This window comes from Streptomyces sp. NPDC053560, assembly GCF_044544605.1.
GTDB lineage: Bacteria > Actinomycetota > Actinomycetes > Streptomycetales > Streptomycetaceae > Streptomyces.
The window spans coordinates 74,141-100,454 of record NZ_JBITXI010000015.1 but is presented as its reverse complement, the minus strand read 5'-3'; the positions used below and the strand labels follow the sequence as shown (position 1 = coordinate 100,454).

The 26,314-nt window shown below is 69.5% G+C and carries 22 protein-coding genes and 4 pseudogenes; 11 read left to right on the top strand and 15 right to left on the bottom strand.

Features of this window, described 5'->3' with window-relative positions:
- Window positions 1-847: 847 nt before the first annotated feature.
- Together ACIGQF_RS31775 and ACIGQF_RS31770 are read right to left on the bottom strand one after the other, a co-directional pair.
- Window positions 848-1,747: an ANTAR domain-containing protein gene (locus ACIGQF_RS31775; RefSeq protein ID WP_399717459.1), complete on the bottom strand. Its 900-nt coding sequence runs from the start codon at window positions 1,745-1,747 to the stop codon at window positions 848-850.
- A gap of 349 nt (window positions 1,748-2,096) precedes the next feature.
- Window positions 2,097-2,567: pseudogene (locus ACIGQF_RS31770) on the bottom strand (transposase); the annotation flags it as partial.
- A 347-nt stretch (window positions 2,568-2,914) separates the two neighbouring features.
- Between ACIGQF_RS31770 and ACIGQF_RS31765 the strand changes: the two are divergent.
- Together ACIGQF_RS31765 and ACIGQF_RS31760 are read left to right on the top strand one after the other, a co-directional pair.
- On the top strand, window positions 2,915-3,646 hold the full coding sequence (locus ACIGQF_RS31765; protein ID WP_399717456.1) for a DUF4232 domain-containing protein: 732 nt from the start codon (window positions 2,915-2,917) through the stop codon (window positions 3,644-3,646).
- Window positions 3,647-4,454: 808 nt separating this feature from the next.
- A complete protein-coding gene (locus tag ACIGQF_RS31760) occupies window positions 4,455-6,050 on the top strand; it encodes a DUF2235 domain-containing protein (protein ID WP_399717454.1) in 1,596 nt (531 codons plus the stop codon).
- Between the two features lie 1,019 nt (window positions 6,051-7,069).
- On the opposite strand, the gene ACIGQF_RS31755 is transcribed toward ACIGQF_RS31760, so the two are convergent.
- The gene (locus tag ACIGQF_RS31755) at window positions 7,070-7,351 is read right to left on the bottom strand and encodes a peptidylprolyl isomerase (protein ID WP_399717451.1); all 282 of its coding nucleotides are present in this window, start codon (window positions 7,349-7,351) and stop codon (window positions 7,070-7,072) included.
- Window positions 7,352-7,839: 488 nt separating this feature from the next.
- On the opposite strand from ACIGQF_RS31755, the gene ACIGQF_RS31750 reads away from it, so the two are divergent.
- Window positions 7,840-8,307: a VOC family protein gene (locus ACIGQF_RS31750; protein ID WP_399717448.1), complete on the top strand. Its 468-nt coding sequence runs from the start codon at window positions 7,840-7,842 to the stop codon at window positions 8,305-8,307.
- Between the two features lie 863 nt (window positions 8,308-9,170).
- Here the strand turns inward: ACIGQF_RS31750 and ACIGQF_RS31745 are convergent.
- A complete protein-coding gene (locus ACIGQF_RS31745) occupies window positions 9,171-10,082 on the bottom strand; it encodes an SDR family oxidoreductase (protein WP_399717446.1) in 912 nt (303 codons plus the stop codon).
- Window positions 10,083-10,385: 303 nt separating this feature from the next.
- Here ACIGQF_RS31745 and ACIGQF_RS31740 point away from each other — a divergent pair, with 303 nt between their 5' ends.
- The 6 genes and pseudogenes from ACIGQF_RS31740 to ACIGQF_RS31715 form a co-directional block, all read left to right on the top strand.
- Entirely contained in the window at window positions 10,386-10,592 is a 207-nt protein-coding gene (locus tag ACIGQF_RS31740; RefSeq protein WP_399717443.1) for a hypothetical protein, read from the top strand.
- Window positions 10,593-10,669: 77 nt separating this feature from the next.
- Complete coding sequence (locus tag ACIGQF_RS31735) at window positions 10,670-12,184, top strand: cryptochrome/photolyase family protein (RefSeq protein WP_399717440.1); 1,515 nt, start codon at window positions 10,670-10,672, stop codon at window positions 12,182-12,184.
- Window positions 12,185-12,606: 422 nt separating this feature from the next.
- Window positions 12,607-13,068 (top strand): hypothetical protein, encoded by a 462-nt coding sequence (locus ACIGQF_RS31730; RefSeq protein WP_399717437.1) that lies wholly within the window; start codon window positions 12,607-12,609, stop codon window positions 13,066-13,068.
- Between the two features lie 188 nt (window positions 13,069-13,256).
- Window positions 13,257-14,555: an NAD(P)/FAD-dependent oxidoreductase gene (locus tag ACIGQF_RS31725; RefSeq protein WP_399717435.1), complete on the top strand. Its 1,299-nt coding sequence runs from the start codon at window positions 13,257-13,259 to the stop codon at window positions 14,553-14,555.
- A gap of 339 nt (window positions 14,556-14,894) precedes the next feature.
- Window positions 14,895-15,638 (top strand): YoaK family protein, encoded by a 744-nt coding sequence (locus ACIGQF_RS31720; protein ID WP_399717433.1) that lies wholly within the window; start codon window positions 14,895-14,897, stop codon window positions 15,636-15,638.
- Between the two features lie 52 nt (window positions 15,639-15,690).
- Window positions 15,691-15,798 (top strand): annotated as a pseudogene (locus ACIGQF_RS31715) (IS5/IS1182 family transposase); the annotation flags it as partial.
- A 290-nt stretch (window positions 15,799-16,088) separates the two neighbouring features.
- Here ACIGQF_RS31715 and ACIGQF_RS31710 read toward each other — a convergent pair.
- From ACIGQF_RS31710 to ACIGQF_RS31695, 4 genes are all read right to left on the bottom strand, one after another.
- Window positions 16,089-16,238, bottom strand: coding sequence for a hypothetical protein (locus ACIGQF_RS31710; protein WP_399717430.1), 150 nt, complete (start codon window positions 16,236-16,238; stop codon window positions 16,089-16,091).
- A gap of 96 nt (window positions 16,239-16,334) precedes the next feature.
- The gene (locus ACIGQF_RS31705; RefSeq protein ID WP_399717428.1) at window positions 16,335-16,619 is read right to left on the bottom strand and encodes a hypothetical protein; all 285 of its coding nucleotides are present in this window, start codon (window positions 16,617-16,619) and stop codon (window positions 16,335-16,337) included.
- 824 nt (window positions 16,620-17,443) lie between these two features.
- On the bottom strand, window positions 17,444-18,568 hold the full coding sequence (locus ACIGQF_RS31700; protein WP_399717425.1) for a fatty acid desaturase family protein: 1,125 nt from the start codon (window positions 18,566-18,568) through the stop codon (window positions 17,444-17,446).
- Window positions 18,569-18,622: 54 nt separating this feature from the next.
- Window positions 18,623-19,735, bottom strand: coding sequence for a ferredoxin reductase (locus ACIGQF_RS31695; protein WP_399717422.1), 1,113 nt, complete (start codon window positions 19,733-19,735; stop codon window positions 18,623-18,625).
- 519 nt (window positions 19,736-20,254) lie between these two features.
- Between ACIGQF_RS31695 and ACIGQF_RS31690 the strand changes: the two genes are divergently transcribed.
- Both ACIGQF_RS31690 and ACIGQF_RS31685 read left to right on the top strand, forming a co-directional pair.
- Window positions 20,255-20,683 (top strand): DUF6192 family protein, encoded by a 429-nt coding sequence (locus tag ACIGQF_RS31690; RefSeq protein WP_399717419.1) that lies wholly within the window; start codon window positions 20,255-20,257, stop codon window positions 20,681-20,683.
- A 583-nt stretch (window positions 20,684-21,266) separates the two neighbouring features.
- Complete coding sequence (locus ACIGQF_RS31685; RefSeq protein WP_399717417.1) at window positions 21,267-21,611, top strand: MerR family transcriptional regulator; 345 nt, start codon at window positions 21,267-21,269, stop codon at window positions 21,609-21,611.
- A 125-nt stretch (window positions 21,612-21,736) separates the two neighbouring features.
- Here ACIGQF_RS31685 and ACIGQF_RS31680 read toward each other — a convergent pair whose 3' ends face one another.
- The 7 genes and pseudogenes from ACIGQF_RS31680 to ACIGQF_RS31650 form a co-directional block, all read right to left on the bottom strand.
- The gene (locus ACIGQF_RS31680; RefSeq protein ID WP_399717696.1) at window positions 21,737-22,300 is read right to left on the bottom strand and encodes a hypothetical protein; all 564 of its coding nucleotides are present in this window, start codon (window positions 22,298-22,300) and stop codon (window positions 21,737-21,739) included.
- An 89-nt stretch (window positions 22,301-22,389) separates the two neighbouring features.
- Window positions 22,390-22,485: pseudogene (locus ACIGQF_RS31675) on the bottom strand (diacylglycerol kinase); the annotation flags it as partial.
- Between the two features lie 491 nt (window positions 22,486-22,976).
- A complete protein-coding gene (locus ACIGQF_RS31670) occupies window positions 22,977-23,606 on the bottom strand; it encodes an HdeD family acid-resistance protein (RefSeq protein WP_399717414.1) in 630 nt (209 codons plus the stop codon).
- A 381-nt stretch (window positions 23,607-23,987) separates the two neighbouring features.
- Window positions 23,988-24,224 (bottom strand): hypothetical protein, encoded by a 237-nt coding sequence (locus tag ACIGQF_RS31665; RefSeq protein ID WP_399717411.1) that lies wholly within the window; start codon window positions 24,222-24,224, stop codon window positions 23,988-23,990.
- Window positions 24,225-24,497: 273 nt separating this feature from the next.
- Complete coding sequence (locus ACIGQF_RS31660; protein WP_399717408.1) at window positions 24,498-24,686, bottom strand: hypothetical protein; 189 nt, start codon at window positions 24,684-24,686, stop codon at window positions 24,498-24,500.
- A 153-nt stretch (window positions 24,687-24,839) separates the two neighbouring features.
- Window positions 24,840-24,992, bottom strand: a pseudogene (locus tag ACIGQF_RS31655) (zinc ribbon domain-containing protein); the annotation flags it as partial.
- A 304-nt stretch (window positions 24,993-25,296) separates the two neighbouring features.
- The gene (locus ACIGQF_RS31650; protein WP_399717405.1) at window positions 25,297-26,022 is read right to left on the bottom strand and encodes a glycoside hydrolase family 11 protein; all 726 of its coding nucleotides are present in this window, start codon (window positions 26,020-26,022) and stop codon (window positions 25,297-25,299) included.
- Window positions 26,023-26,314: the final 292 nt, after the last annotated feature.

Below are 26,314 nucleotides of genomic sequence, written 5' to 3'. Positions count from 1 at the left end.
GACAGGCCTACTCCCGAACTGAGCCTTGGCCCGCATCCGCATCCGCATCCCCAGGCGCGGCCCGATTCGCGGATCAGGTCGGGGAGCAGGTCTCCGACCTCGGTCCGCTGGCGTTTGCACGTGTGCCACAGACGCCGGGTCTGGCCGGAGCGCAGCCCGCGCACATACTCGATCAACTCCACATTCGGCTTCGCTGATCGTTCCGATCGCTACGGCCTGCCAGACGTCATGCAGTGCTGGTCCACGCTGCCCACCGGCGGTCCGAGCCGCTCCTCCCATTGCTGCTTCCACCCCGTGGGGGCGTGATCTCCAGACCTCCGCCGATGTCGAGAATGACGCAGCGCGATCCCATACAAGCTCCCTGGCCTGTGTTCGGCTGAGCCAGGACCGCGTGGTTCGCCGGCCCGGTTGCCTGCACACCGTCAGCCTTCACCTACGGGCAAGGTCAAGCCCATGCGCCGAGGGGCCAAGAGGTGGGGGCCAAAGCTCATTCTCAGATCTTGCCCTGAGATCACCACGTGGGGCCGAGAGGGACACTCCCCAGCAGGGGCACTTGACGTGCCTGCGGCCAGAACGCACATCAGCCGTCCTGGCGGTCTTCCCCCGTGCCACCAGGACGGGGGAAGACCGCCAGGACGGCTTGCACAGCATTGCTGACCTCGTATGCCACCTTCCTGCTGCTGTCCGTGAAAAGGGGCGGATAGGGCAGCCGGTGAGGAACCGGTCCGCCACCCCCTCCGGACCGCCGTCCTTCCGCCCCCTCCGGACCGCCCCCTCCGGACCGCCGTCCTCAGGAAGTCGGCAACGGCGGCGGGCCCCAGCCCGTACGGGCCGCAATCATTGGAAGCTATCCGGTGCCGTCGTCGGACGGGTATCGGCGCGGTGCGGCCCGCAGGACCGTGCCGTGTCGGTGGAGGTCTTCCAGGGCGTTCAGGACGACGGTGTGCTGGTGCCAGTCCAGCCACCGGCCGGCTTGCAGGGCGATGGCGTCCAAGGCGGTGGCCTGTCCCCGGGTGAGGTCCTGATTCGCCCGGGGGAGATGGAGGGAGAACACCCCGAGGGCGCGCCCGGTGGTGGAGAGCATCGGCAGGCTGTGGGTGGTGCGGCTGCCGACCGACCAGATCATTTCGCGGGACGGTTCGCTGACGGCTGGGTCGGTGGCGACGTCGGAGGCGACGCGGGTCCGGCTCTGGGCGGCCTTGAAGCAGGAAGTGCCCTCGTCGACTACGGCGAAGAAGTCCAGGAACTCCTCACTGAGGCCGTAATGGTGCTCCATCCGCAGCCCGAGCGACGGTTCCACGGTCTGCAGGTCACCCATCGGCGCGTCGGTGAGTGTCCGCGCTTGGTGGAGCACCCGCTTCAGGACGGTGCTGCGGTTGACCTTGTCCGGCCGGTGACCCGGCAGGAACCGCAGTGCCGGCGGTCTCCGGCCGGAGCGGCCCGGGAACCACAGGCCCTGCTCCCCGTCGGGGCGGGGGACGGTCACCACGGCAGACGCCAGGGTCCGCAATTTGAGGTTGTGCCGCTGTGCGCAGCGTTTCATCAGCTCAAAGGCACTGTGCGCGTCCGGCAGCCGGTAGCGCTCCTGCACGATGCCCTGCGCCTGGGCAATCAGCGGGTGCGTGCGGACCTTGGCGCGCAGGTCCCGCACCTCACGGCGGAGCTGGTCGACTTCCTCTTTCCGAATGTCCGGTGCCTCGCGGTCTTGGGGCTGGGGGGCCGGGACTGATTCTGTTGGCTCTTGCATGGCTCTCCTCTGCCTTCCAGCCGGATCGCGCCGGACGGTGCCCGGTCACGGCGCCCGAGCATCTGCAGGCCGAACCTAACCCATCTGTCATCCCGCCCGCTGTGGCCTGGCCACCGCCGGCGGTGGCCAGGCGGCGCTGAGGCCGAGATCGGCCGGCCTCAGGCCGGGTGGGTGGTCGACTGCAGATCGCGTTGCGCAGCAAGGGAATTCTGGCGCTGGTAACCCGCACCGCCTCTGGAAAATGAGCAAGAGAGGGAGAAGACGTGGTGGATGCGGCCGCGCGGGGCGTTGCCGGCGGAGCGGCCCGGGGGCCCTTGGGTGGATGGTGGATGGAGAACGTCAGCAGCTTCATTGTGAGCTGGATCACGGCTTCGGGGCGGTGTGCGTGACTCTCGTAGTCACGGGCGAGTCTGCGGTGGTGCATGAGCCAGCCGATGGTGTGCTCGATGGTCCAGCGTCGCGGGATGTGCACGAAGCCGCGGGCGTCGGGCGGGCGAGAGACGGGCTCGACGTCGATGGCGAGGCGGGCGCCGTGGTCGATGGCGGTGGTGCGGTATCCGGCGTCCATCCAGGCCTTGCGGATACGGGGGCAGGCGGCGGCGATGCGGGACAGCAGCCTCGCGCCGGCCGCGGTGTCGGAGACGCTGGCGGCGGTGACCGTGACGGTCAGCAGCAGGCCGAGGGTGTCGCAGCCCAGGTGGCGCGTGCGGCCGACGATCCGCTTCCCGGCGTCGGTGCCCTGCTCGGCCAGGGGCACGCCTGCGGAGGTCTTGACGCTCTGGGAATCCAGCACGCAGGCGGACAGCTCGCCGTCTCGGCCCCCCTTTATGATCACGCTGTCTGCCGGGCCTTGAAGGTCCTGTAGGCGCGCGGCCCTTCGGCGAGAGAGAACAGGCGGGTGGCGACGTCATCGGCACCGAGGACGCCGGCCTCGTTGTGGCGAGGGAGGGTGCCGGGGCGCCCAGCGCATGATGCCGGCCTGACCCGCGCGCAGCTGCATCTGCGTGTCGAACATCTTCATCATCGGTCAGAGACCGACGGCGTCGCGGTGCACCGGAAACGTGTTAGTCAGGCATTAGTCGATCATCAGCGGCGGTGAACAGGGTGGTGTGCAGGACGCGGAAGGCACCGCGTTCCGGACACACTCCAACCACCCAGGGGGTTTCCATGTCGCGCAAGATTGCTGTTCGCCGGGCCCGCACCGTCGCGGCGGCTTCGCTGATCGCCGCTGCGGCGTTCTCGCTCACCGCCTGTGGAGGCGGTGACACCACAACTGATGCCAAGGGCGGCCCGTCCCCGGCCGCCACGCCCGTCCACCCGGGCGGCACCCCCACTGTCGACTCGAACCCTGGTGGTACGCCCAATACCGACCCGCGCGGTTCCTCCGGCGGCTCCGGCGGGTCCACGGGCGGCTCCGGCAAGGCGGTCGAGGCCAAGGCGGGCGGCGCCTCCGACAGTTCCTCGTCGGCGCGCAGTTGCACCAGCGAGCACCTCAAGGCCGTGTGGTCGACCTTCGAGGGCGGCCCGGACATGGACTACGACGGGCAGCAGACCGCCCGGGTGGTGCTGACGAACACCGGCACGACCGGGTGCACCCTGGCCGGCTTCCCCGGCGTCCAGCTCCGGACCGCCCACGGCGACACCTGGGACCTGCGGCGCAGCAGCAAGAAGCCGGAGTCCGTCCGGCTCGACGCCGGCGGGAAGGCCGTGTTCGACATCACCTTCCTCGCGTCCACCCGCGAGGACGACCGGAAGTTCGCACCGAACCAGGTAGTGATCACGCCGCCGGACGAGCGCCGGAACATCGTGCTGGACTGGCCGTACGGCGGTGCGCTGCTGGATCAGTCGGGTGCCACCCGCCCGGGGACCTTCACCGGCCCGGTCACCACGACGGAGTGACGCGCAGGCGCCTTTACGGATCGGGTCGCCGCATCCGGACGGCTACCGTACGACGTTCTCCTGGACGCCGAGGTCATCACACCGACGTCACCCTGATCGGCCCTATCGCCAAGCGCTGCGGTGTCACCACGTTGGTACTCACCCACCTCGTCCCGGCGGGCACCTTCCTCGTATCGGACGCTTCCTGGAGGCGTCGCCCTGAAAGGTCGCTGATCCGAACCGAGCGACGCCGAAGCGGGGATGCCCGGTGGAGGGGTCGCGCAGGGCGTTGAGGAGCGAATCGAGAAGAGGCTCGACGAAGAGGTTCCGCGGTGGTCGGTGTCGGTGCCGGGGAGACAAGGAGTCCAGGTAGGCGGCCCGGTCGGCCTCGACCAAGTGGACAAGGCACGTGGTATGGCCGGGGATGCGGACGCCACGGCAGCCCAGAGGGTCAGTAGCAGGATCTGAGCCGTAGGCGCAGTGTGGCCAGGACGGTGTTCCAGGTGCACGAGGTCGATGTGTGCTCATCGTGCGACGCCTCCAAAATGACTCCGGGTGCCGGGGCGACCGCGCAGAAACCCGGCCGTTGCAGGCCGAGGTCTGCCACCGTCGCGCAACGACACGTACGCCGTGTAGAGACCACTGCCCATGTCCGCTACGGCTGCGTTCGACGTGGTAGGCGGTCCCCCTCGCCAGCACCTTTCCGCTGGGCACTGATGCAGGAACGCGATGTCGGCACGGTCCGCATACACACGAAGTTGCCTGTACGTGATGAGCGGGCGTCGCTACAACCGGAGACACGGGGGTGCCACCTGGAAGGAGCACTGCCATGCCGCAACGTCTCGTCGTGTGCTGCGACGGCACCTGGTTCGATCCGTCCATGGCGTCGGCCTCCAATGTGCGTCGCCTGCACAACGCCCTGCTGGCCACGGATGCCCACGGGCTACCCCAGCGCAGTCACTACGAACCCGGGGTGGGAACCGAAGGCGGCCTGCTGCGCCGACTGCTGGGCGGTGCGCTGGGAGCCGGCTTGTCGCAGGACATCCTCGACGCCTACCAGTGGCTGGCCACCAACTACCAGCCAGGAGACACCATCGCGCTGTTCGGTTTCAGCCGGGGCGCCTATACCGCCCGCAGCCTCGCCGGCCTGATCACTGCCTCCGGCCTGATCGACATCGGCGGGCTGGACGCATCCACCACTGGCCGATACGTGCGCCGTGCCTACGCCCACTACCGGGCTCGCGACGACAGCCGGCGATGGCGCACGGGGATGCGCTTCCACTTCGACCCCGACAACGCCACCGCCATGCCGGTGGACTTCATCGGTGTCTGGGACACAGTCGGCTCCCTGGGCATCCCCAACTACCTGGCCGGCATCAACCTGCTCGTCCCGGCACGCCGCCTGGAATTCCGACACGATGTGACCCTGAATCCGCACATCAAGCACGCCCGCCACGCCCTCGCCATGGACGAACGGCGCCGCCCGTTCACCCCCACGCTGTGGGAGAACACAGCGGTGGGTCAGGACATCGAGCAGCGCTGGTTCCCCGGCAGCCACATGGACGTCGGCGGCGGCCATGTGCAGACCGGCCTGAGCGACGGCCCCCTGCAGTGGATGATCGACGAGGCATCCAAGGCAGCAGGGCTACGCTTCTCCGCACATTCGCTGAGCCAGATCGCCCCGGACCCGGCCGACGTCCAGCACGACGACACCCGGGGTGTCTTCAGCGTGGTCCCCCTGCTGACCGAACCGTTGCTGGACACCTTGCTGCAGATCGTGTGGCAGCAGCGGCCGCGCGCCGTACCCCCGGTTCTCCCCGCCGACAGCGCAGAACGAGCGATGCCCGCTACCCAGACACTGGACCACTCGGTGCGGCAGCGACAAGAACGGCAGCCGATCACCAGCGGCCCCTATCGGCACAGCCGAATCCTTCAGCCCGGCGAAACGGCTACCGTCGAGATCTTCGCCCGCGAACTGTGGAACGACACCGGTCTCTACCTCGAACCCGGCAGCTACGCTTTCCAGGCCACAGGGCAATGGCTGGACGGGTGGATCTGGTCGGGCCCTGCGGGCACCACCGGATGGGACCGGCTCCGCCCCACCGACCTGCTGCGCCACGCCGGCACCCTGATCGGCCAGGGGGTCAGGCTCTACCGCAGCGTGACCCGCCAGCAAGAGGCCACCGCTCCGGGCGCACCACGTGAGGTGGACCTCCCGTGGATGTGCCTCGTCGGTTACATCGCCAACGATGCTGTACGCCTTCAGGGAGCCCCCGGCAATCGCGGCCACGAACGCATCCTCGTGGGTAGCAACGAAACCCACACCAACCAACCCGGCTACTTTTATGCGTACGCCAATGACGCCTGGGGCTTCTACGGCAACAACCGTGGCAGCATCCGATTGACCGTCACGCGGAACTCTTGAGCCCGAAAGCCGCTCGCGCGGAGTTCGCACTGCCCCCGTCTTGCCCAGTCGAGATGGCTTTCGGCCACAGCGGACAACAATCGCAGGCTCAGACTCAGGGACTGTGCGCGCCCGGACCACCTGGCCAAACACAGCGAAAGTACGGCAACCGCCAGCCGGTGCAGGAGCACTCTCATAGCCGCTGGCCGACCGGAGCGTGGCCTACCGCGGCGCAGCAGCGTACTCGCGCGCGCCCGGACCGGACTCCGGCAGAGCACTGAGAGAGCGAAGGGGCTTGCAGGGCGCTGAGGACTGGGCGGCGTTGCGCAGGCTCGTCTCGGCGTCGGCGTAGTGTCCCTGCAGGCGCTGCCCGTTACCCAACCGCACCAGCGTCTCAAGCAGCAGAACGTTTCGTGTGGCACTGTCTTGCGCGGTGGTGAGCAGCTCCACCGCTCGCCGGTACAACTGTTCGGCAGCTGAGTGGGCGGCCAGCTCGGCGCAAAACCCGGCGAGCGTGAGTAGGGCGGCGACCAGCTCGCCGGGGTAGGTGCCGAGAGACCGGCCGTGGCATCGCTCGAACAACTCAACTGCGCGGCCGGCCTGCTGCGGCCCGGCGGCGAACCTAAAGGCCGGGGATTCCTACCACGGTCGTCTGACCGTCTCGGCGGGTTCCTGCTTCACCGCGCTGGGCCGGTACGAGTACCGGTCTTGCCTGCGCTCGACAGGCTGGCACCGCCAGTCCGGCGGCCTTGGCGACATTGACCATGGGGGAGTGGCGTGGACGGCAGGCACCTGACTTCCCGAGGACCGCTGCCGGCCGTCCGGAGCCGGGCCCCGACAGTGCCGGACGTAGGGGCCGGGCGTGCCACGGCCTCGAAGTAGGGAGATGCTCCATGGCCTGTTGGCGCCACGGCCCGCCCCCCCCTGCACAGCGGCGCGGGCGGGCCGTGGCGTCATGCCGGTCAGGACTGCCTGCCTCGGGTGTGAGGCAGGCAGTCGCACACGGCGTCGGCAGATCTGCTGCGCATGCAGCGATCGCGTCAGTCCTGGCGGCTGGTCACCTCGATGAGGTGAAACCCGAACTGAGTCTTCACCGGACCCTGGACTGTGTTGAGGGGAGCAGAGAAGACGACGGTGTCGAACTCGGGAACCATCTGCCCGGGGCCGAACGAACCGAGGTCACCACCCTGGCGACCGGAGGGGCAGGTGGAGTTCGCCTTGGCGGCCTCGGCGAAATCTGCTCCAGCTTCAAGCTGAGCCTTCAGCTCATTCGCCTTGTCTTCAGAGGCCACGAGAATGTGACGTGCAGAAGCCCTAGCCATCAGTTACATCCCTTCGAGTACACGTATGTCGACCTCAGCCGGTGGGCGAGGCCGTTGTCACCATCTAAGCGTGATCATTATCCGTCCTGACGGACGGCGTGAACACGGCCACGGTGCGCGAAGGTACGGCCAAGTATTGCTGGTGAACGGAGCGTGGGCGGACTCTCGTGTCATCGGCCGCCAACGTCGGGATCGTCACCCGGGTGCGCTTCGAGGAGCTTGCCGCCGAGGACCGGGGCCTGGTGCTGGAGGAGAGCAGATCCAGTTCAAGGCGCCGGTATCACTGCTGAGGAAATCACAGCACTCGCCCGGTGCGCCGGAGCTGTCGGTCGCGGTGCCTTTCCACCCGTACCGGTAGGGGCGCGGCCGGACCTCGGCGGCATGGGGGGAGTCCGGCCGGGCTACTCGGGCTGGGCCGGTCCGGGTATGTACATGATGCAGCCCGGTGTGATCCGTCCGGCTCTCCACCCACAGAAAGGGCCGCAGCGATGACGACTCATGGCGATCTGCCTGCACCTGAGCACGGGCTGGTCCTCACCCACTTCCTGACCGTGCGCGACGTCGCGACATCGCGGCGCTTCTACGCCGATGTCTTCGGCGGCGAGGTCGTGCTGGAGGAGAACCCCGTCATCGTGAAGGTGGCCAACAGCTGGATCATCATGAATCCCGGAGGCGGGCCCACCCCCGACAAGCCCGGCGTGACCCTTGTACCGCCGGAGAACGACGACACGGTGTCCAGTTTTCTCAACGTCCGCGTCGCCGACATCGGCGCCTTCTACGCCGACGCCGTCGCCAAAGGCGCGGAGTTCCTCACGGAGCCCCTGGACCGCAAGGCCGAGTTGCGCTGCTATCTGCGCGACCCAGACGGTTACCTCATCGAAGTCGGCCAGGCCACCGGCATGCTCCAGGGGGTGTTCGCCGACCCGCCCGTCGGATCCGGTCGCCAGCGCATGTGATGAGGAGTGGGCCCTTCACGGGCGTGGCGTCTTGCTCGTCGCGCCTGTACGCACCGGTTCGCTGTGGGGCGATAGCCGGGCCGCCGTCCCGCTTCACCCACTCTCCGGAGCGCCGAGCAGCTGGTGCGGCGGTGCGGCGTAGGAGCGCGTCGCGGTGTGGATCGGGCGGTCGGGTCACGGTGCGTGGTGAGGGCCGTGTGCGATGGGAGTGAGCCGGCAGTCGTGCACGGAGCCCTGGCCGGTGGTGGTTCAGCGTCGCGTGGCAGGCTCACGCTCGTTATGGCCGGGGAGTGTCGGTCGCCACCACATGCGCCCCGCATTCGGCCGGCAAGCGCGCAACCGATGCCCCGACGCCACTGCAGTGCCGCTGATCAGTGCGATCTTCTCGTCAAGCCAGGCTTCCATTGTCCGCTTCCACTGTCCGCTTCCGTTGCGTGAGCTGAGCCGGAAGCCTGCCGGCACGGGGTGGGTGCGGCAGGTCGTTCCGTCGGCACGGTCTGCCTCCGTCCGCCCTGGCTGCATGTCAGGAGGCGGGGGCGTCCAGCAGGTCGGTGACGAATTTGCGGACGACACCGCGGGATACCGGCGTCACGCCGTGCAGCACCTGAGCACCGTAGGCGACGGCGGTTCTGGCCGGTGCATAAGTCGTCCAGCAGGGCGGCGGGAGATCCTGCGCCCGTGTCGGTGAGGCGTGTGCCTGTGGCGAGGGGTTGGCTTCGGGGAAAGGCTGCGGATCGGCCGCATGCCCGGCCTGCGGGCCAGCCGCATGCTCGGCTGGAAGCCGTCGGCCTCGCCGAGCTCGGTCTCCGTCCACAGCTCGGGGCCGGCGGTGGTGGCCACGTAGAACTCCCCGCACGCTCCCCTCAGCGGTCGGCGCCCGGGCCATTCGTACCGCCACCTGCTGCCTCCGCGCTGTCCGCGTGGCCGCCCGCGCCGAGGAGGCCGGTCGCTTCGAAAGGTTCGGCGGCGGCCAGACGCGGCAGTTCGTGCCGCGACAGCGTGGTGACGACGGGAGGCATGGCGGCCCGTACCAGTTGGGTCGCCCGCAGCCAGGAAGGTACGTAGACGGACGGGCGGCGCCGTTCGATCGCGGCCACCAGCCGGCCGGCGACATACGCGACGGGGTACACCTTGCGCGCGGGCTTTGGCATGTGACCGCGCAGTTCGCGGAGGACCGCGTGCTCGTCGGCATCGCGGATCATGTCGGTGTCGGTCCAGTTGATGTAGGCGATGCCGACGCCCACGTGCTGGTGGGCGAGTTCCGCGCGCAGTGAGTGGGCGAAGGATTCCACGCCGGCCTTCGAGGCACAGTAGGCGCTCATCATGGGTGCCGCGCCGATGGACGCCAGCGAGGCGACCTGCAGGAAGTATCCGCGAGTGTGGAGCAGCGCCGGGAGAAAGGCGCGGGCGGTGACGGCGCTGCCGATGAGGTTCACCTCGATCACCCGTCGCCAGGACACGGGGTCGGACTCCGCGAAGGGCCCGCCTTCCGCCAGGCCGGCGTTGGCCACGACCACGGAAGGGGGCCCGAGCCGCTCGCCGACCTCGGCGGCGGCGCGGGCCATGGCGGCGTCATCGGTGACGTCGACCTCCCAGCACCGGGATTCGCCCGGCAGTGAGTCCCGGACCTTGGCCAGTGTCTGCTTCTCGCGGCCCAGCAGAGCCACTGTGGCACCGCGGTCGGCCATTTCCCTGGCTATCGCCGCGCCCAGGCCCCGGGCCGCTCCGGTCACGACAGCGGTCCTGCCGTGCAGCGCGCTCACCTCGGCTGCCATGGAACGACTCCCTTCGCGCCGCCGGGTACGTGGGCTCGCCCGCACGCCTCGTTTACATGCGCTGCGCTGTTCACGGCCGCCGTTGCCTACGGTAGGCGTGGACGGCGTTTTTGGACCTTGCGACGCGCGGTCCTTCGAGCGTCGGCCCAGGCGGTGAGGCCCACCGTACGCACCTCTCAAGGGCCCGGCCCGCAACTTGAACAGCGCCGGAGCGAAAAGGCCGGCCCCTGGGCGCAAGGGGATGGGGGAGTAGGTGTTGTCTCTGCCCGTGCCGCAGACGCATCCGGTCGACGAGCGCCGGCGGTGTCTACCAGCAGCGGGGCGGGGCGGCAGGGTGCGCGCCAGGAGTGGGCTGTCCGGCGGTACGGCGAGTTCTTTCAGTTCATTCTCGCAGGCACCGAGTACGCCTTGGGACTGCGGGGCCCGAACAACGCCGACAGCCACGTGGCCCTGTACGACGCCTGTCCCACCGGCCACCAGCTCTGGTCGATCACCGACGCTCCACACTGATGCAGCCGGCTTCCGATCCCGTTCGTGCGCCCACATCCGAGTGGCGCGTGCGCGATGAACGGGCCGAGGATGAGGCCATGGGCACGCAAGGGGCAGGTGAGCCGCGGTACCGCTGGCTGTTCGGCGATCAATTGGGGCCGCACTTCCTCGATGATCACCAGGGCGAAGTGGTCATGATCGAGAGCAAGGCCGTGTTCAAGCGCCGCCGTTTCCACCGGGCCAAGGCGCATCTGATGCTCTCGGCCATGCGGCACCGGGCCGCAGAACTCGGTGACCGGGTGCGCTATGTCCGGGCCGACACCTACCGGGAGGGCCTCGAGCGGGCTGTCGGCGATGCTCCGGTGAGCGTATGCCACCCCACCTCGCATGCGGCGCTGCGCTTGGTGACGGGATCGCAGCAGGTCACGGTGGAGCCGCCGCGCGGCTTCCTCGTGCCGCCGGCAGATTTCGCTGCCTGGGCCGGGGGGACGGACCGCCGGGAACAGGGCCATCTGCGGCTGGAGGACTTCTACCGCACCGTGCGTCGCCGGCATGACCTCCTCATGGACGGTGACCAGCCCGCCGGTGGCCGCTGGAACTGGGACGCGGACAACCGGCAGCCACCCCCGTCCGCGGCGAACCTGCCCGTGCCCGGCCCGTACCTGCCGCGCGAGGATGACATCGACGCCGAGGTCCGCCGCGACCTGGACCGCTGGGAGACAGACGGGGAGGTGACCTTCGTCGGCCACGACGCACCACGGACCTTCCCCGCCAGCCGTCGGGAGGCGCTGCGCGCGCTCACCCGCTTCGTCGACAAGCGCCTCGCCACCTTCGGGCGGTGGGAGGACGCGATGCTGGCCGAGGACTGGGCCATGAGCCACAGCTTGCTGTCCGCGCCGCTGAATCTAGGGCTGCTGGACCCGGCCGAGTGCACCGAACGGGCGGAGGCCGCCTACCGCGCCGGACAGGTGCCACTGAACTCCGCCGAGGGCTTCATCCGGCAGATCGCCGGCTGGCGGGAGTACGTCTGGCACCTGTACTGGCTCTTCGGTAAGAACTACCGCCACAGCAACACCCTGCGGCACCGCCGGCCCCTACCGGACTGGTTCCTCGACCTGGACGCCGACGCTGTCCAGGCCCGCTGCCTGTCCACCGTCCTCGCCCAGGTCCGCGACCGCGGCTGGGTCCACCACATCCCCCGTCTGATGATTCTGGGCAACTACGCGTTGCAGCGCGGATGGCATCCGGCGGAGGTCACCGACTGGTTCCATCGCAACTTCGTTGACGGCTATGACTGGGTCATGCTGCCCAACGTCATCGGGATGTCGCAGTACGCCGACGGCGGACGGATGACGACCAAGCCGTACGTGTGCGGCGGCGCCTACATCGACAAGATGAGCGATCTGTGCCATGGCTGCGCCTACCGGCCCGACCAACGGGTCGGCGACCGCGGCTGCCCCTACGCGGCCGGCTACTGGTGGTTTCTTGACCGCCATCGCAGTCAACTGCAGCACAATGCCCGCCTGGCCCAGCCGCTGCGCGGCCTGGACCGGCTCACCGACCTGAACGAGGTCGTACAGCAAGAACGCCACCGCGCCGACCGCGCCCCCTGAACCGGCGCCGCAGAGGCGAGAAGACGGTCTTGTCAATACATCGCCGCACCGCATGGTCGCCCACACCCAAAACCAGGCCAACACGTGCACCAGTCGGCACCGTTGGAGCTCCCCCCCCGGCGCCAACGCGCCGGACAACGGCGGCAGGACCTCAGCGGGCCGACCGCGGTGACTGCCTGGGGCCGCCTCGCGGCCGGCGACAGCAACATCACTCCAGTTGGCCGACCATCCAGCGGGGAAGTCACCCTTGTGGGTGGTGCCACGGAGGCCGAACACCGTCGGGCGAGCCGGCCATGCTTATGCTCCGGCCATCGGGCCATCGCGGACACCCTGCGAGAAGGCAGCCTGATGGTGCCGATGCGCAGCAGGCCTCTGCCCCGATCCGTCACCCGCGCCAGACATTCCCCTGAGCAGGAGGTCTCGTGACCGACTCCGGTAAGCAGCTGCCCGCATCACGGCACCGCAGACCGGACGGTGCGAGTGATGAGGCGGTGGCCGCGGTGGGCAAAATGTCCGAGGCCCTGGAGACCATCGAGCGGGCCCGCGGGCACCTGTACTCTTTCCACCAACTCACCGGCCACGCCGACCTGGCGCTGGATGACGTCGTGAAGCTGCTGCGGGATGCCGGGCGCGACGACCTCGCGGAAGAGGTGAGCCGGCAGATGCGGGGCCGCAATGTGCTGCCCGGCCGCTGGACCTTCCAAATCGTGGAGGAGTACGACGAGGGCTACTACGCCGAGTTCCACCGCGTGAGTACCTTGCTGCACGAGGAACTGATGGAGGGCCGCACCCATGTCTTCGAGGCGGAGATGAAAGAACGCCGCCGCACCGCCGGCCACCCCGCGCACCAGGCGGCACCGGACCATGAAGCACCGGCCACCTAGGACGGCCGACGATGGGTTCCGCCTCCCGGCCGCCACCGGTCGACCTCCTCCCGGCAGCTTCGGTAGCCCGTATGGGTGGAGTGGCCAGGCGCCGGCCCGCCCCACCCTCGTGAGCGGCGGCCGCGGCAGGCAGACTGCCAAGGCGAACCAGCGATCCGGGCCTGGCCCGGGCGGAGGAGGCGAAGCCCGTGGGTGCGCTACCGGCACGGTGCGATGTCGTGATCGTGGGCGCCGGTCTGGCCGGCCTGTCCGCAGCGGTGCAACTGGCCGACCGCGGTGCGGAGGTCGCCGTCCTGGAGGCGGGGCAAACTGTGGGCGGCCGGGTCAGCACCGACCGAGTCGACGGCTTCCAGCTGGACCGGGGCTTTCAAGTCCTCAGTACGGCGTACCCGAAGGTACGTCAGCTGCTGGACATGCCCGCACTGCGCCTGCGGACCTTCCGCCGTGCCCTGACGCTGCACCACGCCGGACGACGGACCACCTTGCACGACCCGCGCCGCGACCTCCGCGCACTGCCACAGATGCTCCGCGCGCCCATCGGGTCCCTCACCGCGAAGGCCGCACTGGCCCGCTACGCCGCCGAAGTCTCCGCCCTGCCCGCCACGACATTGCTGGGCCGCCCCGACACCCCGGCGGACGAGCACTGGCGGGCACGGGGCCTGTCCGCCCAGACGATCGAGCAGGTGCTCAAGCCCTTCTTCACCGGCGTCACCCTCGACCCCGCCGGCGCCACCTCCGGCCGCTTCGTCGATCTGATGCTGCGCATGCTCGTCCGCGGCGAATCGGCGCTCCCCGCAGCCGGCATGGCCGCCATCCCCCAGCAACTCGCCCAGCGGCTCCCCACCGGAGCGCTGCACCTGAGCACCCCCGTCACCGACGTCACCGCAAAGAGTGTGACCACCGAAGCCGGCACCCTCCACACCCGAGCTGTGGTGGTGGCCACCGATGCCACCGCTGCCGCCGCCCTGGTCCCCGGGCTGACCGCACCACCGTGGAAGGGAGTGACCACCTGGTACCACGCCGCACACGACCCGGTCAGCACCGACCCGACGCTCATCGTCGACACCGACGACTCGCCCGTGGACAACACGGTCGTCGTCAGCGCCGCCGCGCCCGAGTACGCGCCCGCCGGCCGCGCGCTGATCGCCACTTCCCTCGTCCACCGGGCGGGGCTCTCCGCCGAGGCGGTCACCGAAGCGCAGGTCCGCCGCCGCCTGGCCGTCCTCCACAGGACGTCGACCGAGGGCTGGGAACATCTGGCCACCTACGACATCCGGCATGCGCTGCCCGCCATGACCGCCCCCCACCCATTCCACCGCCCCGACCACATCGCCGGCATCCACATCTGCGGTGACCACCGTGATACCAGCTCCATCCAGGGAGCCTTGTTCTCGGGAGCCCGGGCAGCCGACGCAGTGTCTGCGCGTCTGGGGCTGCCAACCGAATGCCTGTCCGCCTGCTCGCCGCGCACCGCCGCCCCCCGGTAGACAGCGGTCCGGCAAAGACAAGACGGCCGGCCGCTCAGGACACGATCGCTCCGCTGGAGCCTTGCCCACCGGTCGGCTGACGCCCGAGGACCCCAGATCCGCATCGCCATAAGCGTCATCTAAAGAGCCTGGCCTGTGGTGATCGCGCGGTCACCGCCGTCCTCGACGCCCTGGCCTGCGATGTTGAAGCCACGCCACGGTCACCGGTATGGGGCTAAAGAGCCTGTTACGGCTCATTCAACCGCTCTTTACCTGGTTCGAGGAGGCTTGGGAGAGTACACAGGTCACCGTCGCCCTGTTGACCATCCGCCCCGAAAGCCAACAGGAGCCGTGCAATACATGACTACACCCGAGGACGCTCGACTGAAGCGGTTCGTGGTGATCGCCGCCGCGGTGCTGGCCGCGGTCGCCGGGTTCGTGAACTCGGTGTTCCTCACCTCCTTGCTCCTCCCGGTCAGCCACGTGACGGGATCGTTGTCCCAGGCCAGCATGGACGTGACCGGCGGTGACCTCAGCGGGCTGACGAATCTCGCAACGGTCCTGATCGCCTTTTTCTGCGGTGCGATCGCGGCCGGAGCCCTGCTCGGCCCCCATACGCAGACCATCGGCCGCCGCTACGGGGTGGCCCTGCTGATCGAGGCCGCCCTGCTGGGCGCAGCACCCCTTGTTGCCGGCGAACAGCAGAGCACTCCGTACGCGATGATCTTGGCCGCCGGTGCCTGCGGACTGCAGAACGGGATGTTCTCCAACTACCGCGGCATGGTGCTACGCACCAGCCACATGACCGGAACGCTGACTGATCTCGGCGTCCTGCTCGGATGCCGCGGCTACCGAGGCGGCCAGGCGTGGAAGGGCGTGCTGTTGGCCACCACCGTGGTGACTTTCGCGGGCGGCGGCGTTGCCGGTGCCTACGCGGCGAGCGCTGCCGCCCTGCACGCGCTGTGGATACCGGCGACGTGCTGCGCCCTGCTCGGCGGGGGGTATGCGCTCTACCGTCACCGCCGGCACGTCACACGCCCCCGCCACTGGCCTGCTCGATCTCCCCATGGGCAGCCGGAGCGCCGATACGCCGGCGTTCGGTGAGAGACCTGGCCCGGCACCCTAAGGACTGCCTGGGTCGTGTCCGCAAAGTCGTTTGGTAGTTGGTCGGTTTGTGGTGCGTCGTCATGAGCTGACTGATCAGGCGTGGGCGGTGATCGAGCCGATGCTGGCTCCGCCGCGGCCGGTGCGGCCGGTGCGGGATCCAACGCCGCGGCAGAAGAACGAAGCTCTGCGCGTCCTTGGGGCGGCTGACGGTCTTGACGGTCAGGTCGATGCCTTGAGCGTCCATGGCTGCGACGCGGCCGGCCCCAGGTCCTCCAAGCATTGCTGATTGTCGCCCGTCTCGTTGAGGAGAGGACTCTCGTCGGGACGCTGCGCGGCGCGAAGTGCGGACGTCAACTCCGGCATCATCCAGTGTTCTTCGACATCGACGAGGGGAACGTTCCTTGGCCGGCCTGCAGAGTATGGAGGTCTCACCTGTGCTGCAGCACGTCAAGCAGGCCGGCACGCTGCTGTCCGGCGATCGCCTCGTCGAGCCTCGATGACGACCGTGACCATCGTGGGCCCCATGGTCACCCCCTTGCGGGCGAGCTCGGCGAGCGTCCGGGCCACCGCGTCCTTGAACGCCTTCGTATTCCTCATGCGCGCAGCCCAGTGCGGCCCAACCACCCGGAATGCCCGCTTTCTGAAGCTGCGGTGTCACGGCCCGTGCTGGCGACCCGGCCGCCGCGTGAGGGGCTACTGCCCCTGGGATGTGGAGAGTTGCGTGACGAGCGTGTCCAGGTCTCCGGTGTAGACGATCACGTCTTCCTCCGCGGAGGGCACGTCGAACCGGTCGATGAAGTCGTCGAGTGCCTCAGGGGTGACGGTGAGGGCGTTGGCGTCCTCGCGCTTGTTGCGCTCGGCGAGACGCCGTAGCGGCGGCTGGCTTCGTCGCGGACGGCCGGGGTGTGTTCCTGCCAGGTGCCGGCGGCGAAGTGGCGGACCCGGCGGCGCAGGTCCTCCAGGACACCGGAGCGCCACTTGAAATGGTGCTCCGCGCAGAGGCGGTCCATGTCCGGCCGGTGACCCGGGGGCCCGGTGGTTGCCGGGGGCCACGGGCACATCGTCACGGGCGAGGACGATCTTGCGCGAGTCGCCGTGCAGGAGGCGGTGCGTGAGATGGCCGCTGAGGGGACAGGTGGGATCGAGTCCGTCCTCGGCCCGGGCGGACCGGTGGGGACGTCGGTCGTCGTCGACACCCGCGGCCGGAGCGCCCCTCGCCTGCCGGCCCCGGACGGAGGGAAGCCGAACGCGCCGCTGCGTCGTTTTTTCGGGAGCACCTTGCTGACAGATGACGATGGCGGCGATGGGTAGTCCGGCGAGGCCGGCAGCCAGTGGGACGCTCTGAGTTCGAGTGACGGACATGGTCTGAACGGCGAAAAGCCCGTACCCGTGCGGAGCGCTCGAACGTTTCTCCCCTTTCAGCGACTCGGGGCCCGCGCCATGATCGGCACTCGTATCCGTCGGAGGCCGAGGAGCGTCGAGGCACAAAGAGCGGCTTCCGGCAACTGGCGGGGCCGCTCGCCTCGCCTCGCTTCCGGTTCGCGGGGCGCGCACAACTGTGACCCGGGGGTCACGGTTCTCGGCTCCACCTATGGCCAGGGGAGTCCGAGTTCGGCGAGCTCCGCCGGCTTGTCCGCGGTGGGCTTGGCGCGCCGGCTCTTGGTATTGGACAGCCGTGCCCTCAGCCGGACCTCGGCGGCCGCGCCGCCGGCGCCGTCCCAGCCCCCGGCAGGACCTCCACGTGGGTTCTGGGACGGTCGCCCGGTGGGCGCCGAGGGTGGGCATTCGCGAGAAACGCCCGCTCAGGAAGCCGTGTTGCCGTGCGGTGTCCTGGGCGCGTTGGGCAGGGCCAGGCGGCAGATGCGGGCCCAGGTGGAGGCGTACTGCTTGAGGAGGGGGCCGGTGGTGTACGGGATGCCGTGGGCGGTGAGGATCTCGCGGACGCGGGGGGCGATCTCGGCGTAGCGGTTGCTGGGCAGGTCCGGGAAGAGGTGGTGTTCGATCTGGTGGCTGAGGTTGCCGGTGAGGATGTGGAAGACGGTGCCGCCCTCGATGTTGGCCGAGCCGAGGGCCTGGCGCAGGTACCACTGGCCGCGGGTCTCGTCCTCGGTTTCCTCTTCGGTGAAGGAGCGGACGCCGTCGGGGAAGTGGCCGCAGAAGATGACGGTGTGGGCCCACAGGCTGCGCGCGGTGTTGGCGGTGAGGTTGCCCAGCAGGCAGGGCACGGCGGAGGGGCCGGCGAGGAGGGGGAAGAGGAGGTAGTCCTTGGCGGCCTGGCGGGCTCCCTTGCGCAGGGTGTTGGTGGCGTCGCGGAGGAAGGCCCGCAGGGGTTTGCGGCGTTGGAGGACGGCGTCGGCCTCCAGGTCGTACAGGGCGGCCATCCACTCGAAGAAGGGCGCGCCCAGGGCCGTGTAGAGGGGCTGGAAGAGGTGGGCGGGGTGCCAGGGTTGGTCCTCGCTCATGCGTAGGACGGTGAAGCCGAGGTCGCGGTCGCGGCCGACGACGTTGGTCCACGTGTGGTGGAGGTGGTTGTGGGTGTGTTTCCAGGCGTAGGCGGGGGTGGGGTTGTCCCACTCCCAGGTGGTGGAGTGGATTGCCGGGTCGCGCATCCAGTCCCACTGGCCGTGCATGATGTTGTGCCCGAGTTCGAGGTTCTCCAGGATCTTGGCGGTGGCGAGGGCGGCTGTGCCGGCGAGCCAGGCCGGGGGCAGCAGAGAGACGGCCAAGGCCGCGCGCCCGCCGATTTCCAGGCGGCGGTGGACGGCTACGACGGTGTGGATGTAGCGGGCGTCCTCGGCGCCGCGGCGGGCGAGGACGTCGGCACGGATGCGGTCGAGTGCACGGCCGAGGGTTTCGGTGTCGATCCTCCGCGGCGGCGCATCGGGGGGATCGGGCAGGACCGGCTCGGTCGAAAGGGCGGTGACCATGGTGGACGGCTCCTCCGGTGAAAGGCACAGAGATTCACAGGACGGTGCGGGGCTTCACAGGTCGAGGGTGACGGGGCCGTGGGCGGCGGAGACGCAGGTCTGGATCAGGTCGCCCGGCTCGCCGTGCACTTCGCCGGTGCGCAGGTCGCGGACCCGGCCGTGCAGGAGCGGGCTGACGCAGCCGAAGCAGATGCCCATGCGGCAACCGCTCGGCATGGCCACCCCGGCAGCCTCCCCCACGTGGAGCAGTGGCGTACCGGTGTCCGCGGCCCTCTCCGCCCCGCTCGCCGCGAAGTGCACGCGTGCGCCCGGGGCGGCAGTGCCGGCGGCGCTGGGCGGCAGCGGCGGGGCGGGCCGGAACCGCTCGGTGTGCAGGTACTCGGCGAGTCCTTCGGTGGCCCAGAAGCGTTCGGCGGCCTCCAACAGCGCGTCGGGACCGCAGGCCCAGGTGGCACGCTCGCGCCAGTCCGGACAGAGGGCGGGCAGCCGTTCCGGGGTGAGGTGACCGGACGGGTTGGCGCCGGCGCGGGTGTGGTGTTCGTGCAGCCGGAACCAGGGCAGGCGCTCGGCCATCGCCCGCAGTTCCGGGCCGAAGACCGTGCGGTCGGGGTCGGGGGCGGAGTGCACCAGCAGGACGTCGGTACCCTCCGCGGGACGGCCACCGCCGGCCAGGGCCCGAAGCATGGCCATGACCGGGGTGATGCCGATCCCGCCGGTGAGCAGCAGCAGCCGCCGGGGAGGCGGGTCGGGCAGGTGGAAGGTGCCCTGGGCCGGGCCCAGGCGCAGCACATCTCCCGGGCGGAGGCGGTGGGCCAGGTACTGGGAGACGCGGCCGTCCGGCAGCGCCCTGACCGTGATCGAGAAGGGGGCGCCGGGCCTGCCGGGCGGCGTGGTGAGCGAGTAGGTGCGCCAGTGCAGCACTCCGTCGATCCGCACCCCCACCGGTACGTACTGCCCGGCCCTGCGGGCGGGCCGCCAGCCGTGGCCGGGCCGGATCACCAAGGTCGACGCCTCCGCCGTCTCCGCCCGTACCGCCTCCACGCGCCCGGCCGGCCACTGCCGCGACAGCAGCGGATCGGCCAGCGCCAGATAGTCGTCCGGGAGCAGAGGCGTGGTCAGCCGCCCCGCTGCCCCCAGCGCCAGGCGGGCGAGGCAGTCGGGGAACACCGTGCGAGGTAAGAGACGGGCCATGGCTCCAGGCGTCCTCTCCTCATCGACGCAAGACCCGATCACGCGCCGGTGCGCGCGGTAGGTGGCCAGAGGCCGTCCACTCTTACGGGCCCGCGGACCGGAGGCAAAACGGCAGGACGATAATCCGCCGCAGCATGCTGCGGCCGGGCCGCATGCCTGACGCCATCCTTCTTCGGCGGTCCCGTGCGACCGGCCGGCCCGCGGATGGCGGCTGCAGGCGAGCGCTTTTGACCGGAACCACTGCCCGCCGACGCCCTACGCCTGCCGCCGTCCGGGCAGCCCGCTCGGCGACGGGAGTACCACGGCTTTCACCAGCAGGCCCTGGCCGCTCTCACCCCGGCGGCAGCGACTTGACCAAGCGGCAGGTGCGCCGGCAGGTGGACACCCCGTAGACCGTGCAGGAAGGGATCGAGGCGATCCACGACCTGGCGGTGGACGATTAAGTCGCTGCGCAGGTGGCGAGCGGTTTCCTGCGCTGTCCCGAGGCTGCCTTTCGTGCCGCTCACGATGGCCGGAGCGTGCGGACTGTTCTACCGGGCCCACCTCCAGGCTGAGGAGTGGCTGGATGACGCAGGCGGCGACGTCCCCGGCAACGCCCTGGGGAACTTCCCTGTTGCCCTGGCCTCGCGGTGCACGATCAAGGTGCTGCTGTTCCTGGGCTGGAAGAAGGTCTGCCATCAGCTCCTGACTGTCGCGTACGACCGGGTGCCGGCTCTGCGCGATGAGCAGCTGGCCGAGGACGTCCAGGAGGTGATCGCGCAGGACGTGGCCCGGTTCCGCGCCGCCTGTGACTGGGCTGAGCACACCGCGGTCACAGGTGAGGCCGGCGTGGACGAAGAACTCGCCTGCCTGCTGCACGTCAACCGTGGGAGCGGAGCGAGCGAGGACGGGGACGGCGAGGGCGGCGCTGGCACGGCCGGGTAAGCCTCACCGGCCCGTTGCGGGGGGCGAGCGCGGTGGCGGGTGGCGTGGCCGATGAGGGAGGTCGCGTTCCGGGCGGAGCCGGGGCAGGTTGGTCTGTCCTGCTGATGGAGTAAATCTGTGGTGGTGACAGTAGACATGGGTGGGTGGGAGGAGTAGTGTTTCTCTCGTACTCAGGACGTCGAAGAGGGCGCGGCAGAGACGACCTGCCGCGCACGGAACGGCAGCGGAGTGGCGGGGCCGGAAGTGGTGGGTTCCGTGGCTGGTTGCCGGGCCGGGCGGCCCAGAGGGGCTGCAACGCAGGACCGCAAGAACGAGCAGTGCGACCTTGTCACCGAGTGAGGTAAGGAGCAGACACCATCAGGATCGCCCGGGTGGGGAAGCGTCCGCCCGGGTACCGCAGGCCCCAGAACGGAAGGTGGTCCCCGGTCAAGAATCCGCGATCCCCGCAGCTCCGCCCTCCCAGGCGGACAGGCGGAAAACGAAGGCCGGTGTAAAGCCGGTCGGCAGATGGTGTTGAACGCTCGGGGCCCGGGTGCCGTACGGCACCCGGGCCCCTCGGACGTGTCCCCGGAAGAAGAGGTCTATGCCCCCTCGCAGTACCCACCCCGTCGACAGGCTCGACGACGACGATTACCCCGCCTACACCATGGGCCGGGCCGCCGAGATGCTCGGCACCACCCCCGCCTTCCTCCGCACCCTGGGCGAGCACCGTCTGATCACACCGTTGCGCTCCGAGGGCGGCCACCGCCGTTACTCCCGCTATCAGCTGCGCATCGCTGCCCGCGCCCGCGAACTCGTCGACGCCGGCACCCAGATCGAAGCGGCCTGTCGCATCATCATCCTCGAAGACCAGCTCGAAGAGGCCCAACGCATCAACGAAGAACTGCGCACCCGCACCATCGGTCCGCAGCAGGAGGCCCCTGTCTGAACGGGCCCTCCTGCGGGAAGCCTTCTCGCCCGGCACCCGTAAGAGGCCGGCCTGACCGTCCGGGCTTGCCGGCGCTGCCTGGCCGCAGCCGCACCAGCAGTTCCTGCGCCGCCCGGACGGCGAAATCACCGCGGAATGTCACCTGCGCACATCGTTCGAGGCCGCCTGAGTACGGGTTCCGGAGGGGTTCCCGGCCGCTCCCTTGGCAACAGCAGGGACAGCGCGCCTGGCCGGGTTTCACAGGTGAGGGGAAGCGGCAGAGTGATGGGTTCGCCGTCGATACCTGCGTGCAGCTGCTTCTCCGAGCCGTGCAAGGTGATGCGGGCTGCCGTCCAGAGGATGGCTGCCTCAGCCGCCTGCCCTGGCGTTTGCTGTCGCCGCAGCTGGCTGCGAAGGTGCCGGAGGAGGTCCGGCGGTGTATCGGGCGGGCGCTCGAGCACGATGCCGCCGAGCAGACCAGCGGTGAGGGTGAAGCGGCGCCCCAGGTGGCGCGGGGTGAGGACATGGTAAGAATTGTTGGAGACCAGCACCACCAGTGGGAACTCGACGGGGCCCCGCGGGGTGTCCACACCGGCCTCCACCCCCTGCTCTCCCTTGAGGTAACCGGGCACCACCGCCGCGAAGGCGCGCGCTTTCTCCTCCCGGTAGCCGGGGTCGAGCAGGGCGTCGGCGTAGACGCCGGACGACACGTTGTTGACGAAGACGTGCGGACCGACATGCCGAGGTCCACGCGTGCGGGCACACGGTCGCTCAGGGCGTTCAACGACCGCACCGGATTGCGGATGTCCAGCCCCAGATCCCGGGCGAAGTGGTTGCGCGTGCCCGCCGGAATCACCACCAACGGCCGATCCGCGTCGGCGGTCACCGCGGCCACGGCCGCTACCGTGCCGTCGCCACCCACGACGCCCAGCAGCTCCGCCCCTCCCGAACGGCCCGCCTCGCCAGCGACGCCGCGTCGTGCTCGGCGTCGATCAGCCAGACCTCCGCTCCCATCCGTTCGGCCCGGCCTGCCAAGCCGAAATGAGTGGGCTTGCCACCACCCGAGCGTGGATTCGCCACGACCACTGTCGGCCTACCTGCCCGGGCGCCAACCATCGCCACTCCCATCCCGCAGCATCGGCGGGCCGCTTGCACACCGTACGGCCGGGCCAGCGGCCGACCACTCACACTCCGTCGGCCCGACTCGTAGGCGGTTGCTGCCCTTGCCCTGAGCCGGCAACCGGGTGCCGGCTGGTGCTCCAGGTCGAATTCCCGTCCCCGCGTGCAGTCGGCGGCCATCCAGACGGGCCCGGATCTTGTTCAAAGCCGCGACTCCCGCAACGCCGGGCAGGCGGGAGCGCGCCGGAGCACCGGGCCTCTCTGCGGTCAGTGCTGGGGGTGGGGGCGGAACAGCGGGCGCCGCCGGGGCGTAGTGCCTTGAGCGAGGCGGCCGGCGTCAATCCGGATCCTGACGGCGTGGAACGCTTCGACCACCCCCAGCACTATGGCCATGACGCCTACCGTCAGGGTGAGCGCGGCGGTCGAGGTGACGGGCAGGACGATCAGTACGATGCCCGCCAGTATGCCGATGATGCCGAAGAAGAGCATCCAGCCCCGCGCCGGCATGTCTGGGGCGGATGCCGCCGTGGTCGTCATCATGATGCCGCGCACCAGCCAGCTGAAGCCGATCCACAGGGCGAGCAGCAGGATCGACTGCAGGGTGCCTCGGAAGCAGACGAGTCCGAGCAGTACGGAGAGCGCCCCGGTGAGGAAATGCAGCGCCCGAAGATGCCCGGGGACGTGTGTGCCGAAGGCGGCGGCGAGCTGGAAGACACCCGTGACCAACAGGTAGATGCCGAAGAGCACACCGACGACCCGCAGCGTCTCTCCCGGCCAGGCAAGAACCACCACACCCAGGGCGATGGTGGCCAGGGCCGTGGTGAGAGCGAATTGCCAGCTCCTGCTCGCCAGGGCACTCAGACTTCCGGTGACGGAGGCATCGGAAGGAGATGTCATACCGTCTCCTCCTCCTAGGGAAAGCGCGGTGGAATCAGGTCATTCCTATCGTCGTCCCGCCCGGCCCCGTTTCACCCGTCGAAGACGACGGTCGCGTCGCCGATGACACCGTCCACGCGAACGAAACGACACTGGCCAGGCCAGACCAGTAGGCGGTACCAGAGGGCGAAATCCTTGTGCCTCATACCGCCCCGGGCGGCGACGTAGGCCACCGGGCATCGAGGGTGGACCGAAGTGCAGCCACAATGCGGGCCCGGCCATCGCCGTGGGCACGTGCCATGACTGGCTGTGTCACTCTGCGCGGGCTCCAGTCCACTTCTAGGGGCGCCGTCGAGGTCCACCGCAACCCGGAGAAGCTCGCCGACCGCTTCGAGCACATCCTCACCCCACCCTGGACAAGCCGACCGCTTCGGAGAAGAGCCGCAGCGAGGCCTCGGCGCCCGGCGTGTCCTCGCCTTCGACCGGCCGGTGACCGCCGTGCGAGCGCAACGGCTCGGTCTCCAGGGCGATGTCATCCAGCGCGAACTGACGGTGCGTGACCACCTGCACCGACTTCAGCGAGGCGGTCACCAGCTCATCGAAGCGGTCGCGCAGCACGCTTCCCACCGGCTGGGGCACGGAACTCACCTCCAGCACGGACCGAAGTGCCGCCGCCTTGCCGACGGAAGGAGGCGTTCGGCTCGTACAAAGCGCCAGGCTCCGTCTCACTCCCCCTGACCACCAGAGCCGACCGGAAGCTCCCGCGTACGTGCCTGAACCACCCCACCCGCGTTCGAACACGCCCCGCACTGCCCCATCAGTGACCGGACTTGCCCACCAGTCACAGGCAGTGACGGACAGTCACGGATCAGGGGTTACGCAGGCGCTCAGTGGTCGTTTTCTTCCGGTGTTCTATTGCGGAATCGGTGTTTGCTCCTGGGCTGCCGGGTCGTGCCAGGAGACGGTGGCCTCGTCGGTGAGGCGGCGGGCCATCGGGTCGGTCAGTGCCGGGTGGGCCATGGCTTCACAGCGGGTGGGCAGGGTCTCGTGGTCGCGGGTCGGACGGCGGTGGAGCCTCGGCCGGCTCAGGGTGCGCTCCACCGTCCACCGGCGGGGCGGCGGCCGACGGGCGGACGCTGGGTGCCCAGGCCGGTTGAACGGTGGGAACAGCCTCGCTCGGCGCACGCGCCGTGCACCGCGGCCGCGCCCACTGGGGCGGCAGGTTGGGCTTGCTGCCCCAGTTCGAGCTGATGCTCAGGTGTGGGCTTCGGTAGCGCGGGTTTTGATGTTGAAGGCGGCGCCGATGTCAGCGTGAGTGGTGTGCTCGCATCTGGTGCAGCGGAACAGGCAGCGGGTGCGGCGGCTTTTGCGGTCGACTTGACCGCACTGGTGGCAGGTCTGGGAGGTGTAGGCGGCCGGGGCCTGCCCTGGCTGTCGTCGTCACGCCCGGCAAGCGTCAACGATTCCACCGTCTTCCACGAGGTCATGGACGCCTGGGGCGCCCCGGGCCGGAGCCGGGCGGCCCCGGTCACACGGGCCCGACGCGGTCATCGCGGACAAGGCGTGTGCTCGTCGGAGTGGGATGTCGTCGATCGCTGTGTGGAGGTGCGGGTTGTCGAACCGGTCGCCCCGTTCCGCGGTGGCGAGTTGGCCACGGCTGCGGGACCCGCCACGAGGGCGAGCCCGCAACCGGTTGTTCGCCGGACAGAGGTCAGCCGCTGACCGTGATGTTCGAGCTTCCGCTGCTCTGGTAACCCTCGGTGGCCATGATCATGTAGTACTTGAACTGGCCCATGTTCATGCCCGCGCGCGCCCAGGCGTCGAAGTGGTTGCCGGTGGTGATGGTGCCGGAGCCACTGGTCACCTTCGACTGCCGGACGCTCCAGTACTGGTCGAAGGTGCGGGTGCCCTCGACGGAAGGGGCGTTGTACCGCGTCGTCTTGTAGATGTCATACGTGCCGCCGTCGCTGTAGACAGTGCCTCTGTACTCGCCGGTGGGCCGGTAGCTGCCCCAGTTGTCGACGATGTAGTACTCCACCAGCGGGTTCGACGTCCAGCCGTAGAGGCAGCCGTAGCCGTTCCCCGACGGGTTGAAGTAGCCGGTGTAGCGGACCGTTCTGCGCCCGCCGGTGCTCCAGCCCTTGCCGGCGACGAAGTTGCCGCAGTTGGTCCACCGGGTGCTGTAGCTGCCGCCACCGTTGAGCGTCATGGAGACGGAGCCGCCGCCGTCGGTCCAGAACGAGTAGTACATGCCGTCGTAGCCGGTCTGGTTGGTGGTGATGGTGGTGGCGGCGTGGGCGGTGCCGGGCAGCAGCAGCCCGGACGCGGTGGCGAGCGCGACGCTGCCGGCGCCGCTGAGGAAGCCTCGTCGGCTCAAGCCGCTGAAGGGAGCGGGGTTCTGCTGGATCTGGTCCTGCTGCTTGCCGTCCTGATGCATGCATCCTCCCGATGAAGGCTGGCGGGGCGGGCGGCTTTTGCTGCCCGCGGCCTTGCATGGAACACGACGGGGGCCGCCCGTCGTCGTGCCGCAACAACCGACCGCCATCCCCGGTCACATGACGCAACGGGAACGACGGTCTCCTGTCGCTCGGTGGCCACAGTTTTCGTAGAGCGCCATGACCCTGTCAACACTTTCGACATTCTTTCGGAAACTCTTTTGTGGGCAGAAGAGATCTTCGCGAGTACGTCTTCGCTGGTCAACCCTCTCCTCACGCTAACCGTTGCAAGGA

Excerpts from the sequence above, each read along its gene's own strand:
- ACIGQF_RS31750 (WP_399717448.1), top strand. The coding sequence starts at position 7,840 with ATGACGACTCATGGCGATCTGCCTGCACCTGAGCACGGGCTGGTCCTC.
- ACIGQF_RS31755 (WP_399717451.1), bottom strand. The coding sequence starts at position 7,351 with ATGGCTAGGGCTTCTGCACGTCACATTCTCGTGGCCTCTGAAGACAAG.
- ACIGQF_RS31700 (WP_399717425.1), bottom strand. The coding sequence starts at position 18,568 with ATGGTCACCGCCCTTTCGACCGAGCCGGTCCTGCCCGATCCCCCCGAT.
- ACIGQF_RS31735 (WP_399717440.1), top strand. The coding sequence starts at position 10,670 with ATGGGCACGCAAGGGGCAGGTGAGCCGCGGTACCGCTGGCTGTTCGGC.
- ACIGQF_RS31775 (WP_399717459.1), bottom strand. The coding sequence starts at position 1,747 with ATGCAAGAGCCAACAGAATCAGTCCCGGCCCCCCAGCCCCAAGACCGC.
- ACIGQF_RS31685 (WP_399717417.1), top strand. The coding sequence starts at position 21,267 with ATGCCCCCTCGCAGTACCCACCCCGTCGACAGGCTCGACGACGACGAT.
- ACIGQF_RS31710 (WP_399717430.1), bottom strand. The coding sequence starts at position 16,238 with ATGAGGAATACGAAGGCGTTCAAGGACGCGGTGGCCCGGACGCTCGCC.
- ACIGQF_RS31650 (WP_399717405.1), bottom strand. The coding sequence starts at position 26,022 with ATGCATCAGGACGGCAAGCAGCAGGACCAGATCCAGCAGAACCCCGCT.
- ACIGQF_RS31745 (WP_399717446.1), bottom strand. The coding sequence starts at position 10,082 with ATGGCAGCCGAGGTGAGCGCGCTGCACGGCAGGACCGCTGTCGTGACC.
- ACIGQF_RS31765 (WP_399717456.1), top strand. The coding sequence starts at position 2,915 with ATGTCGCGCAAGATTGCTGTTCGCCGGGCCCGCACCGTCGCGGCGGCT.
- ACIGQF_RS31720 (WP_399717433.1), top strand. The coding sequence starts at position 14,895 with ATGACTACACCCGAGGACGCTCGACTGAAGCGGTTCGTGGTGATCGCC.
- ACIGQF_RS31670 (WP_399717414.1), bottom strand. The coding sequence starts at position 23,606 with ATGACATCTCCTTCCGATGCCTCCGTCACCGGAAGTCTGAGTGCCCTG.
- ACIGQF_RS31760 (WP_399717454.1), top strand. The coding sequence starts at position 4,455 with ATGCCGCAACGTCTCGTCGTGTGCTGCGACGGCACCTGGTTCGATCCG.